A 13,223-nucleotide genomic window follows, 5' to 3' on the forward strand; every position below is an offset into this window, starting at 1 on the left:
AGGCTGAAAAGCGTAGTCGATGGAAAACAGGTTAATATTCCTGTACTTCTGGTTATTGCGATGGAGGGACGGAGAAGGCTAGGCCAGCCTGGCGTTGGTTGTCCAGGTTTAAGGTGGTAGGCTGAGATCTTAGGTAAATCCGGGATCTTAAGGCCGAGAGCTGATGACGAGTGTTCTTTTAGAACACGAAGTGGTTGATGCCATGCTTCCAAGAAAAGCTTCTAAGCTTCAGGTAACCAGGAACCGTACCCCAAACCGACACAGGTGGTTGGGTAGAGAATACCAAGGCGCTTGAGAGAACTCGGGTGAAGGAACTAGGCAAAATGGCACCGTAACTTCGGGAGAAGGTGCGCCGGTGGAGGTGAAGCATTTACTGCGTAAGCCCCTGCCGGTCGAAGATACCAGGCCGCTGCGACTGTTTATTAAAAACACAGCACTCTGCAAACACGAAAGTGGACGTATAGGGTGTGACGCCTGCCCGGTGCCGGAAGGTTAATTGATGGGGTTAGCGCAAGCGAAGCTCTTGATCGAAGCCCCGGTAAACGGCGGCCGTAACTATAACGGTCCTAAGGTAGCGAAATTCCTTGTCGGGTAAGTTCCGACCTGCACGAATGGCGTAACGATGGCGGCGCTGTCTCCACCCGAGACTCAGTGAAATTGAAATCGCTGTGAAGATGCAGTGTATCCGCGGCTAGACGGAAAGACCCCGTGAACCTTTACTATAGCTTTGCACTGGACTTTGAATTTGCTTGTGTAGGATAGGTGGGAGGCTTTGAAGCGTGGACGCCAGTCTGCGTGGAGCCAACCTTGAAATACCACCCTGGCAACTTTGAGGTTCTAACTCAGGTCCGTTATCCGGATCGAGGACAGTGTATGGTGGGTAGTTTGACTGGGGCGGTCTCCTCCTAAAGAGTAACGGAGGAGTACGAAGGTGCGCTCAGACCGGTCGGAAATCGGTCGTAGAGTATAAAGGCAAAAGCGCGCTTGACTGCGAGACAGACACGTCGAGCAGGTACGAAAGTAGGTCTTAGTGATCCGGTGGTTCTGTATGGAAGGGCCATCGCTCAACGGATAAAAGGTACTCCGGGGATAACAGGCTGATACCGCCCAAGAGTTCATATCGACGGCGGTGTTTGGCACCTCGATGTCGGCTCATCACATCCTGGGGCTGAAGCCGGTCCCAAGGGTATGGCTGTTCGCCATTTAAAGTGGTACGCGAGCTGGGTTTAGAACGTCGTGAGACAGTTCGGTCCCTATCTGCCGTGGACGTTTGAGATTTGAGAGGGGCTGCTCCTAGTACGAGAGGACCGGAGTGGACGAACCTCTGGTGTTCCGGTTGTCACGCCAGTGGCATTGCCGGGTAGCTATGTTCGGAAAAGATAACCGCTGAAAGCATCTAAGCGGGAAACTTGCCTCAAGATGAGATCTCACTGGAACCTTGAGTTCCCTAAAGGGCCGTCGAAGACTACGACGTTGATAGGTTGGGTGTGTAAGCGCTGTGAGGCGTTGAGCTAACCAATACTAATTGCCCGTGAGGCTTGACCATATAACACCCAAGCAATTTGCGTCGAATGACCAGATTGCGGTGACTGTGGAGATGACACGAACCGAAAGTTTGCGTCACGAACGACACCTGAAACAGCTTGATATCACATACCCGATTTGCTGAAGCGCGCCGCAAGGCACGATTCGGTACCCGAATTTCTTGACGACCATAGAGCATTGGAACCACCTGATCCCATCCCGAACTCAGTAGTGAAACGATGTATCGCCGATGGTAGTGTGGGGTTTCCCCATGTGAGAGTAGGTCATCGTCAAGATTGAATTCCAGAAACCCTCTTCGCTTACGCGTCGAGGGTTTTTGTTTAAGTAGAAGTCACCAAAATTCGCTGGAACGTTACCTGTTAACGGATCGGCAACAGAATTTCTTGACGACCATAGAGCATTGGAACCACCTGATCCCATCTCGAACTCAGCAGTGAAACGATGTATCGCCGATGGTAGTGTGGGGTTTCCCCATGTGAGAGTAGGTCATCGTCAAGATTGAATCCGAAACCCCTCATCGCTTACGCGATGAGGGGTTTTGTCGTTACGGGTCAATAAAAAAGCCCGCTCGGCATTCGCTCCGAGCGGGCTGCTGTGCTGTCGCATCACTCAGCCAAACAGGCTGCGCACGTTACTCATTGCGCCATCTGCAAACCCCTGAAGAAACGCCTCAAATGCATCCCCCTCAGGCCCTCCATCAACAGGGTCTGCAACAATCGTCCAACTGGCGATGCAGGTATCGCCGCTACCTGTTGCTTCAACAGTCATTGCCGCCCACAGATTGCTGACCGGCAAACTGGTGTGGATCAATGACCAGGTCATATAAAGCGCTTGATCGTCCCTTGAGTTCAGTTGTTCGATGGCCACGTTGCCATCCTTGAACAGCTTCCTGCGAACCGAGCCGTGACCTTCGCCGGTGACCTCAATGCTCTCCAGTGCCGGTATGAACGCCTGGAAGCCACCGAAATTGCCGACGACAGCCCACACGCTGGACGCATCACCGGGGACTTCCACTGCCGAAACCACTCGGCAAGACACCGGATTCTTGATGAGGGTGTCGGGTTTCAGATTGCTGTGAAGTGTGTTCATGTCGTTCTCCATTTATCTCAGTGGGTAGTGGCTCAGATGAAATCGATTTCTCTCAGGTAATCGCAGCCTCTGCGCAGCAGCGCCGGCGTTTTCAGCGGATATTGCTCGCCCATGCGACGAATGCGGTTCAGGGTGTTGCGGTGCTCGATCATCGAGATGTCGCCGATGTCTTCTTCAAACCCGTCCAGGTAGAACCCCAGCACACCAAACAGCGCATTCTCGCTGTCGACGCGCCTGAGTTGCGCCTGCCATTGCTCAATGCTGACCAGCTCGAACTGACACCCAGCCTCGCGGAAGGCGTGCACGTAGTCGCTCCAGCTCAACGGCTCGGGGTTATGCAGATTGAAAACGGCGTGCTCTGGCTGGTAACGACTGGCATTGAAGCCGATGAAGCGCGCCAGAAAGTCCACCGGCATCAGGTCGAAGCTGATGGCGAATGCCGGAACCTGACCCAATTGCAGCGAGCCCTTGAGCATCAGCATCAAGCGGTTTTTCTGTGGCTGACACACGCCTGTAACGCTGTTGAACGCGATGTTGCCGGGGCGATAAATATTCACCCACGCACCCTGGTCTCGGGCACATTGCAGGATGCGCTCAGCCACCCACTTGGAGAGGTTGTAGCCGTTCTTGATATAGATCGGTGGGGTTGCGGCAGCGGGTTGTTCAAGCACATTGCCGGCGGCATCGATGGCACTGCATGCAGACAGCGTTGAAACGAAATTGAAGATCTTTTTACTGCGCCCCTCACACAGCTTCAGGCATTCAAAGACCGGGGCCACATTGTCTTTGACCAGGGTTTCATAGTCCTGAACATGGTTCACATTGGCAGCGTTGTGCACCAACGCACCAAACTCAAGGTCCAGTCGTTCATACACCGCTTCACTGACCCCCAACCGAGGCTTCGTCAGGTCAGCGGGGTAAACCTTCACGCGACTAAGGTCCAGGTGATCCAGACGATTTTCCCGCAGGGCATGTACGAAGCGCTGCTGTGCGCTTTGCCCTGCAGTCTCTCGCACCAGGCAGGCGATCTCTGTCGCCCCCCAGTTGAGCAGCGCTTCGACGATATGCACACCCAGAAAGCCGTTGGCACCCGTGACGATCACTTTATGAACATCACCCAGCCTGCTGACGGGCAATGTAGTCAGCTGCAAGTCCGGGTTCGCATCCAGCAGGGCCTGAGCACTGAGGACACCCGCCGATGTGCCGTCGCTGTCGATCAGGCTGGCCAGCGTCAGCACCGTCGGTGCTTCTATAAAACGATTGATGGGAATGCTGCGCCCAAAGCGTTCACGAACCCCCAGCAACAGGCGCGACAGCAGGATCGAGTGACCACCGAGATTGAAAAAGCTTTCGTCAGTCGAGATGTCGTCTGGCGGCAGCTCCAACAGCTCGCCCCATAGCTCCAGCAGTGCCTGTTCATGCTCGGTCTCGGGCAGGCGACGAGTGTGCTGCCCGATAAAGCTCAGCGGTATTTCCAGAAGCGCTTTGCGATCGACCTTGCCGTTGCTGGCGAATGGCATGCCGGGCAACATCGTGTAGACGGCGGGATGCATGTAATCAGGCAACAGGCGTTGTACATGCGCCTTTAGCGCCTGTTCGTCATGCTCAACATACGGTTGAGCGAGAAACGCCAGAATTCGTCGCTGCCCGTCGATCACCACGGCAACCTGTCGATACAGTCCGCTGTCACGCAGGCAATGCTCGATCTCCTCCGGCTCGACCCGAAAGCCGCGAATCTTCACCTGATGATCACGACGTCCGCTCAGGACGATGCCGTCAGCCGTCCACTTGGCCATGTCGCCGGTACGGTAGGCACGCATCAGTTGCCCATCCGGTTTCGTCAGCCACACATAACGCTCGGCGGTAAGCTCGGGATTATTTACATAGCCCAGGCACACACCGGGGCCGACGATGTACAGCTCCCCTTGAATCTGCTCGGCCACGGGCTGCAATTGCTCGTCCAGAATCCACGCTTGGCTGTTGGCGATCGGTCGGCCCAGATGGCGGTTGCTGCTGGACGGCCCGAACTCGCAGGCGGTGACCAACACCGTGGCTTCGGTGGGGCCGTACAGGTTGTGGAAATGGCATTGCGCGGTGAGTTGCGCAATCACATGCGGCTCACAGACGTCGCCTCCGGTCATGACATGCTCAAGCCCCAGCGGCTGATCCAACGGCAGGATGCTCAGTAGCGCCGGCGGCAGGAATGCATGGGTGATGCCTTGCTGCAGCACGCGGACCAACTGCAACGGATCACGCCGCTGGTCTTCATCGGGGACCACCAGTTCGGCACCACTGAGCCAGGTGGGGAAAATGTCGATGATCGACGAATCGAAACTCAGCGTAGAGAATTGCAGCACGCGGCTGTGTTCGTTCAGGCTCACATACTCGGCATACCAGGCGGTGAAGTGGCTGAGATTGCGCTGGCTGAGCAACACGCCTTTCGGCTGCCCGGTGGTGCCCGACGTGTACAGCGCCATGCAGGGCGCATCCTGATCGGCAGGAATGAGTACAGGGGCTGAAGCGCTCTCCTCTACAGGCACCGCAGCGATATCCAGCGCTGGAAACTCGGCAGCTGCCAGAGGGTGCGAGCCATCGTGCAGCAACAGCATCGCCCCCGAGTTTTCCAGAATGTACTGCTGACGCTGCACAGGCTGGCCGGGATCAAGCGGCAGGTAAACTGCACCGCAACCCAGAACCGCGAGGATGCCCGCATACAGCTCGGCAGACTTGTGCAGGCAGATACCAATCACCGCAGGTGTGTCAGCTTTCGCGTGCGCCAGCAATGGCCGCAGCAAGCGCTGGATGGCGAGACTCTGCGCGTGCAGTTGCCGATAGCTGAGCGTCTGGTTGCGAACGGACAGTGCCGGGCGTTCGGCAAACTTCAGCAGCGCCTGCTCCAGCCGCTCGGTGATGGGTGTTTCGGCCAGTTTCAGCAGGTACGGTTGATCTGTCTGATTCAGACGATGTTCGAACAGCAATTGATCAACCGCCTGCAAGCCGTGCTGTCGATCACTCTGGGCAGGCGTGACGTTCATCAGACCCTCGAGATAGTCGTCGTCTCTGGATAACCGACTGATCTGTAATGCCGCCAGATCCACCATGGCAGCGACAGCCGCATCACGCAGTACGCGGCCGTTGCCTGACTCCTCTGCCGGCAGCCACTCATGAGCGATCAAGCGTCTAGCCTCGACCGCACCGTGCCAGCACAGCAGCTCCAGCCGGGGTAACCCGTATTCCAGTGCCCTGCTGAAACCCACTCGCAGGCTCAGATGAGTGCACTGACCGAACCTGTTCAGCTGCTCTTCGGACAGGTCCAGGCTGCCATCTTCGATCAGTACGCAGGCATCAGGCATCGTCAAAGCGTCCAGCGCCTGCTGATCAGAAAGATGCCGCACGCCATGCCCGTGGTTCAGCAGCTCGGTATTCAGTTCACTCAAGGTCAGGCTGTGACCAATGAGCACAATCTCCAGGCGCTTCATTGCAGCGTCCCCTGAGCAGGCAGATAGTCCGCCAGCGCACGCTGTACACAAGGGTCGTCCAGCATCGAGCTGTTCTTGAAGAAGCGCACGATGTTGGCTACCAGAGGGTGATGGCGGTTGACTGGAAAACTCACAGCCCTGGTCTCGTCCCTGAGCGCCTGCTTGACGGTGTCCGGCACCTGCAGGTGTTCGATCAGCGTGAAGTCGAAGCCATTCTGAATATCGTTGGTCAGATATTGAGCGATGAACACCGGCATGATGCGGGCGATGGCCGCCCGATCCTGTTCGGCCGCGGTGTGCCAGTAGATGCGCACCAGCCGCGCCCAGAAGCCCGAATGACGTCCCTCGTCCAGCAAGTGGTCGGCCATCAGGCCCTTGACCGATTGCTTGACCGATTCGTCCTTGGCGAACGCCGCCACATCGTTGGTCACGGTGTTCTCCGCGATGGCGACACAGATCAGCTCCACCGCGCTGCGCAGATGTTCGGGGGCCAGAGCCAGTGCTGCGGGAATGGCCCGGCTGAGTTCAATCTCGTCCGGCAACGGGATAGGCTCTATGCCTGTCAGGGCGATGGTCTGTTGCATGAAGTCCATCGCGACCAGCGCGTGATAGTCCTCATCGACCACCACCGTCATCGCGTCATAGCGACAGGCAAACGGGAAGCGAATCGTGAAGTTGTCCTTGGCGATACTGCGCGCGGTCTTGTCGACGATCTCGGTCTCGAAGATCACCACATCGTTGATGAACTTGTAGAGGCTCTGCACCAGCGCGTAATCGCGCAAATGCGCGCACTCGCGGATGAACGTGTCACTGAGCACCAGCGGCTGGCGACTGAGGGGGTAGATCAGTTTGTCGTCGTTCTCGACAATCCTGCGTGGACGAGTACGAATGGTGGCGCGACCTTCCCACGCATCGATGAACGACATGTAGTCTTCTGCTTTCATGATGGCTTCCTTGTAAAGGCTTCAGGATGTTGCGGGTCTTACGCGCTGGCCTGCACGAGCGGCGTTCGCATGCTCAGGCGCAGCGTGTCCCACAGCTGGATCCTGCTTTCCACAGCGGCGATGGCGGTCTGATAAACCTCTCGTTCGCGCTGCGCGTCGCCAGCAACCAGGCGAGCCAGCAACTGCTCCGCCGCCGGACCGTGGTCCTCGGCGTCCACTTCGATGTGGCGCTCCAGGTAGTAGCGAAAGGTGGGTGCCTGGTGGGCGGTGATGCCCCAGTCATCGAGGATGGTCTGGAACATCTGCGGGATGACACTCTCGCGTCCATGCAGAAAGGCCGCAGCAACGCTGTGCGCCGGCGCATGCAGGGCGATGTCGAGTGTGTGTGTCACGAATGCCGTCGCCGCCTGCCCCGCGTCGACTTGCTGCAGTGCCGTTGTGTAGCGCAGGCCCGTTCTCTGCAGTTCGATGAAGCGCTCGATCTGCACCGTGCTCGCACCAATCTCGCGCATCGCGTCCAGGTACAGTTCGAAGTGGCTGTAATGACCCGCGCCCAGTCGGTCATCGGACTCCTCACCCAGGACGATCTCGTTGATCAGGCGGGCAGCTGAAGCATCTGTCGGTGGCAGCCACGGCAATTGAGTGCAGGTCAGTTCCTGTTGCAGGCGTTTGGTCAGCGACATGAAGTCCCAGACCGCGAATACATGGGTTTCCATAAAGCGCCGGAGTACATCCAATGTCGTGATTTCCGCAAAGATCGGATGACGGCCAAGTTCAACTTTCTTATGTATGAGCAGCGTTTTTTCACAAGGCATAGTGACGTTCCTATTGAAAGAGGGCGGTAAGTAGCGATGCAGTTTTCTACGATATAAGCGTGTCGACAGTGCAGTGATAATACGTAATGAAATACCGGCTGCTAGGCGAACACGGGCCTGGGTGTGAGAACCCATTCGCTGCAAACACGTGTCGGTTATTTCAATTCAATTCAAAACACGGTGCGGGCTGGCTTGCCGAGCAGTAGCCCTTGTCTAGCAAGAGGTTCAGCCCGGTGAGCCGCCGATACCGCTGACGACGAAGAAAACTTAAAACAAACTTATGAAGGGCTGCAATCATTTTTTAATAATATTTAAAAGGCTGTTTTTTTAGCATGTAAGTTGCCATATAAAACGACGTGAATACGTTTTACAGGCGCGCAGACAACCCTCCCGACTGATTGAGTCAGAATTATTAATAATGAGCGAATGCCTCGCCCAGCGTTGCCGATGTGCTGAATAATCAGGGTTCTGGATTTTTTAATGGGCGAAGTTGGAAGTGACTTCCAATGTCTGTTTGCCCCGTTCAACAACTCCTTATCCATTGAGTTCAGATGAACAGAGAACCGCTCCGATCCTGCGCGAGCGGTTCAGCAGTAGCCAGGGAACATCCTCCGGTTGGTGTCCTCAGCGCCACGGCCGAGTTTGACTCATTCCAGCGTTGTGCCATCCGGCAGATCAGCAAAAGAGCAATAAAAACGCCAGGCCGAGGTTGGGCCTGGCAATGCGTTGACGAGGTGTGAAGAGCAGGGGGGAGAAACAAGCTGCCAGCCGGCTGGACAGACCGCTTCGATGATTCAGGCGGGGGTTTTCTTCACTGCGCGGGTCGACTTGGCCTTGGTGGCCTTTTTGCTGTTCAGGTATTGAGTGACAGCCTGAACACCACGGTTGAGGTGGTACTGCAGCGCTTCGACACAGGGTTCGATTGCTTTCTGCTCGGCGAGCCGCAAAAGCTGCCAATGGTCATCCTGAGACAGCTTGCCCAGGCCCATGTCGGAAAGATTGAAACGCAGGAAGCGTTCTTCTTCGTTCAGGCCCTCTTCAACCAGACGCATAAGACGCTTGTTGTGGGTCTTGGCATACAGCGAAAGGTGGAACATCCGATTGAGTCTGCCGATCTGGCCGAAATCCGTCTCGACTTCAAGCTGCTCGATATAGCCCTTGGCCGCCGCTAGATCATCGGCGTCCAGCAATGGGATAGACAGGCGCAACGCCTCGGATTCCAGCAGGATGCGCAAGGCGTAGGCATCCACCGCGTCTTCGGTGATCAACGGCGCGACCACGGCGCCCTTGTGCGTTTCGACACGCAGCAGCGACTGCGCCTCGAGCTGGCGCAGTGCTTCGCGCACGGGCATGCGGCTGACGCCAAACAGCGTCGCCAGTTCCTGTTGGCGCAATGCCGTACCACTTGGAAGGCTGCCATCGATGATGGCGTTTCGCAGCTTTTCTTCAATTACGGTTCTGGCAAGGTGCGCCGGAGGCTGCTCATTGCCCAGTACGGAGCCCAGAAAGGCTTCTCTATCTGATTTGCGCATTGGCCTACTTCTTCATCAACCCTGGCTGGACAACGTCCAATTAATCGCTTTGTTGCCGACAGACTAGCCAAGACTTGGCAGTACGTCGCGAAAATACAAACATCATTATGTTTAGCGGCGAGCGCCGGATCGCGCAGTAGCCCGGCGAGCTCGACAAATACGCGCCTATCTTAGCGCTCATCGGTCCTACGTACCGAGCGTGCATTCACAGGTAACAGGAGTTTCACGTGTTGTTTTTATGACATCGCGCTCTGAAACGACCGTTCCAGAGCGCAACAGGGATGTGCTCGCGGCATAAGGCCGCAGGCGTGATCATCTCAGCGCGTCAGGCGGCCAGAGACAAAGTGCTGAACGTCATTGAAACCGGGCGTCGACGCGTGTCCGGGTGTTACCAGCGAATCGATGAACGCTTCGTCTTCAGTGGTGATATCAACCGCCAGCGCCTTGATATACCCGTCCCACTGCTGCTCGGTCCTTGGTCCGACGATGGCTGACGTCACGGCCTGGTTGTTGAGTACCCAGGCAATGGCAAACTCGACAATGCCGACCCCCTTGTCCTGCACGTACGCCTGAATTCGCTGCGCGATACGCAACGACTCCATGCGCCATTCGGTTTCCAGCAGCCGCTTGTCCTGACGTCCGGCGCGGCTCTCGCTGTCGGGGGCGATGTCCGGAGCATATTTGCCGCTGAGCACGCCGCGCGCGAGTGGGCTGTAGGGCACAACGCCCAGGCCATAGTGTGCGGCTGCAGTGATCTGCTCGACCTCGGCCTGGCGATTGACGATGTTGTACAGCGGCTGGCTGATGATCGGCTTGTCCACGCCCAGGCGTTGCGCGACGTTGACGATTTCGGCAATTCGCCAGCCGCGGAAGTTCGACACGCCCCAGTAGCGGATCTTGCCCTGCCGGATCAGATCGCCAATCGCTGACACCGTCACTTCCAGCGGCGTGTCGTGATCTTCCTTGTGCAGGTAATAGATATCCACATAGTCGGTATCCAGCCGCCGCAGGCTGTTCTCGATGGCGTTGAAGATGTGCTTGCGATTCAGCCCGGCCCGGTTGGGCACGCCGTCGGCCGGGCCGATTGCGACCTTGGTGGCCAGCACCCAGTCGCTGCGCTGTGCCGCGATGCCCCGACCGACGATTTCCTCCGAGCGCCCGGCGTTGTAGACATCCGCCGTGTCGATGAAATTGATGCCCTGATCCCTGGCCTTGTCGATGATACGCAGCGACTCTTCGGCACCGGTCTGCTCACCGAACATCATCGAGCCGAGTGTCAGTGTGGAAACCTTGAGGCCGGACTGGCCAAGGGTTCGATAATTCATGCTCAGCATCTCCATATCAGTCAGGCGAGCTCAGGCAACCCCCACGCCTTGAGCGGGAAGTCGGCCAGCGAGCCCAGCAGCAGGTCCGCATGCTCGTACTGCTCGACTGGCATGTGCGAGTCCGGCACGGCCACGGCATACATCCCGGCAGCCTTGGCTGCGGTCACACCGAACGGCGAGTCTTCGAAAACCAGGCAATCGGCGGGCGAGACGCCAAGACGGCGGGCGGCGACCAGAAAGATGTCCGGGGCCGGCTTGGCAGCGCCGACTTCCGGGTCGTCGGCGGTGACGACGGTGTCGAACAGCTCGAACCATGCACGGTGCAGGGTGGTCTTGGCCTCGAAGTAATGCACCGACGAACTGGTGCCCACGGCGATCGGAATATTATGCGCAGCCAGATGACGGACCAGCGCTTCGGCACCGGGCATGGCTGCGGCGCGCGGGAAGCGTTCTTCAAGCATTGGCTCCCTGACTTCGAGAAACTCGTCGATCGACATTGGCAGCTCCAGCGCCTTGATCACGTAGTCCGAGAAGTCCCGGGCACCGCGGCCAATGGTGTGCTGCTTGACGGACCAGTCGAAGGTGCGACCGTGGCGGCTGGCAATCAAGTGGGTGACTTCGGTATAAACCCCCTCGGTGTCCAGCAACAAGCCATCCATGTCGAAAATGACGGCCTTGATCGGGCCTCGTTGTTTTTGCTGCTCGCTCATGTGATCACGTCCTGTTCCCAAATTCGTTTCAGCCTAACGTTTCCGGGAAGGCTGTGGCTAGGGTCTGTTTCAAAACCTTTCAGCGGGATTGGCGTGCGCAACAAAAGGCACAAGGCCATGTCCAACGCGCTTACAGAACGGCTACGCGCCCACAGAAATGGCCATGAAGACTGGGCCGTCGGGATCTGCCGATGATAGTCTCTCGCGGCTCTCAATCGGCGCTGCCGGTCCCGGTACGACTTTCCCATCATCAGAACGGATATCTTCACGTCACTATGAATAAATCAGCAGGTATAGCGATTGGCGTCATCGTCGTAGCGGGCGCACTGGCCACGGCCGGTGCCTGGTACACCGGCAATCAACTGGAAGGCGCGCTGAACGACTCGATCGGCAAGGCCAATCAGGAACTGGCGAAGTCGTTCAAAGGCACGGACACCAGCGTCAAACTGGAAATGCTCTCGCTCGACAAGCACTTTTTCAGCAGCACGGCGCACTATCGCGTCGATATCCAGAACCTGTCCGATAGTACTCAGGGCGGCCAGTTTCTGTTTGTCGACCATATCGAGCACGGCCCTATTCCGCTGTCGCATCTGAAGACCCTGAACCTGCTGCCGGTCATGGCCCTGAGCAATTTCCAGATGGAAAAAAGCCCCAGCGCCGAGAAATGGTTCGCCATGAGCAAGGACGTTCCACCGCTCAAGGGCCAGGCCAGCATCGGCTATGACCGCGCCACCAAAGGCACGCTGCAAATGGCCCCTCTGGAAATGACCGACGTCGACGGCACGTTCCGTTTTTCAGGCCTGGACCTGAATGCCGAGTCGTCTGCCGACGCGGAAAAATTCAGCCTTGCGGGCAACATGGACAATTTGCAACTCAATGTCGCATCGCCTGACGGCCCGGTCAGCATCGAAATCAAAGGCATGACCTTCGACACGGGTGGCACCAAAGGCAAGTCCGGTTTCTACCTGGGCCACACCAACATGAAAATCCAGAACGCGGGTTTCCAGGTGGTGGGCAAGCCGCAGGTACAGATTAAGGATTTCACCAACACCAATCTGGCGCAGGAAGATGCCGGTAACCTGGCAGCCCAGATCAACTACGATGCCGGCATGATTGCCTACGCGGGCAAGGACGTCGGTTCTGCGCACATGGGCTTCAAGATCGCCAACTTCGATGTGTTGGCGACTCAGGCGCTGTATCAGTTGTATCAGGATAAAATCCTGCCTCAACAGCAAGAGGCCGCGCTGGAAAAGCGTCCGTTCCTCCTGGAACTGAGCCCGGCTGATCAGGAGCTGATGAATACCCAGATGAAAACGCTGCTGGCGGCCAAACCGCACATCGAGCTGGAAAAACTCTCGCTCAAGACCAGCAACGGCGAAAGCCACATGCGTATCGCGGTGGACCTGGCCGATCCAGGCCCGCTCGATCAGCCTTCCGATGCGCTGCTCATGAAGAGCCTGGGCGAAGTCAACGCCAAGGTCGTCCTGTCCAAGCCGATGATTCGCGATCTCGCGACCCAGCAAGCCATTCGTGAAGGCCAGACCGACCTCAAGATCATCGCCGATCAGGCCAAGGCCGCTGGCGACATGGCCAGCGCCATGGCCGAGATGATGCAACTGGCCAAGGTCGACGGCGACAACATTGTCTCCGACCTGCATTACGCCAATCAGATGGTCGACTTCAATGGCCAGAAAATGACCGTGCAGCAGTTCATGAGCAACGTCATGGGCAAGGTCGGCGTGCTGGGCAACCAGTAAGCCGCCTGTAACACGGTCTGCTGTCAG

8 protein-coding genes and 3 rRNA genes (1 of these 11 only partly in view) are annotated in these 13,223 nt (G+C 57.3%); 4 read left to right on the forward strand and 7 right to left on the reverse strand.

Going from position 1 to position 13,223, the window contains the following annotated elements; genetic code table 11:
* The 3 genes from JOE33_RS14700 to rrf (JOE33_RS14710) form a co-directional block, all read left to right on the forward strand.
* A 23S ribosomal RNA gene (locus JOE33_RS14700) occupies positions 1 to 1,546 on the forward strand (it extends 1,348 nt beyond the left edge of the window).
* Positions 1,547 to 1,704: 158 nt separating this feature from the next.
* A 5S ribosomal RNA gene (gene rrf, locus JOE33_RS14705) occupies positions 1,705 to 1,820 on the forward strand.
* 107 nt (positions 1,821 to 1,927) lie between these two features.
* Positions 1,928 to 2,043 (forward strand): 5S ribosomal RNA (gene rrf / locus JOE33_RS14710).
* Positions 2,044 to 2,154: 111 nt separating this feature from the next.
* On the opposite strand, the gene JOE33_RS14715 is transcribed toward rrf (JOE33_RS14710), so the two are convergent.
* The 7 genes from JOE33_RS14715 to JOE33_RS14745 all read right to left on the reverse strand — a co-directional run bounded on the left by JOE33_RS14715 (position 2,155) and on the right by JOE33_RS14745 (position 11,439).
* Positions 2,155 to 2,634, reverse strand: coding sequence for an SRPBCC family protein (locus JOE33_RS14715; RefSeq protein ID WP_187626198.1), 480 nt, complete (start codon positions 2,632 to 2,634; stop codon positions 2,155 to 2,157).
* A gap of 32 nt (positions 2,635 to 2,666) precedes the next feature.
* Entirely contained in the window at positions 2,667 to 6,113 is a 3,447-nt protein-coding gene (locus tag JOE33_RS14720; RefSeq protein ID WP_187626196.1) for a non-ribosomal peptide synthetase, read from the reverse strand.
* Positions 6,110 to 7,057 (reverse strand): diiron oxygenase, encoded by a 948-nt coding sequence (locus tag JOE33_RS14725; protein ID WP_010439083.1) that lies wholly within the window; start codon positions 7,055 to 7,057, stop codon positions 6,110 to 6,112. The genes JOE33_RS14720 and JOE33_RS14725 overlap by 4 nt, the downstream gene beginning before the upstream one ends.
* Positions 7,058 to 7,095: 38 nt before the next feature.
* Positions 7,096 to 7,872 (reverse strand): DUF3050 domain-containing protein, encoded by a 777-nt coding sequence (locus JOE33_RS14730; protein WP_010439085.1) that lies wholly within the window; start codon positions 7,870 to 7,872, stop codon positions 7,096 to 7,098.
* A gap of 794 nt (positions 7,873 to 8,666) precedes the next feature.
* Complete coding sequence (locus JOE33_RS14735; RefSeq protein WP_010439087.1) at positions 8,667 to 9,404, reverse strand: GntR family transcriptional regulator; 738 nt, start codon at positions 9,402 to 9,404, stop codon at positions 8,667 to 8,669.
* Between the two features lie 317 nt (positions 9,405 to 9,721).
* Entirely contained in the window at positions 9,722 to 10,729 is a 1,008-nt protein-coding gene (locus JOE33_RS14740) for an aldo/keto reductase (RefSeq protein WP_096131614.1), read from the reverse strand.
* 20 nt (positions 10,730 to 10,749) lie between these two features.
* Positions 10,750 to 11,439: an HAD-IA family hydrolase gene (locus tag JOE33_RS14745; protein ID WP_003407919.1), complete on the reverse strand. Its 690-nt coding sequence runs from the start codon at positions 11,437 to 11,439 to the stop codon at positions 10,750 to 10,752.
* A 275-nt stretch (positions 11,440 to 11,714) separates the two neighbouring features.
* Here JOE33_RS14745 and JOE33_RS14750 point away from each other — a divergent pair, with 275 nt between their 5' ends.
* A complete protein-coding gene (locus tag JOE33_RS14750) occupies positions 11,715 to 13,196 on the forward strand; it encodes a YdgA family protein (protein ID WP_187626195.1) in 1,482 nt (493 codons plus the stop codon).
* Positions 13,197 to 13,223: the final 27 nt, after the last annotated feature.

Origin of the sequence: Pseudomonas sp. PvP027 (assembly GCF_017833005.1) — a bacterium.
Taxonomy (GTDB): Bacteria; Pseudomonadota; Gammaproteobacteria; order Pseudomonadales; family Pseudomonadaceae; genus Aquipseudomonas; species Aquipseudomonas congelans.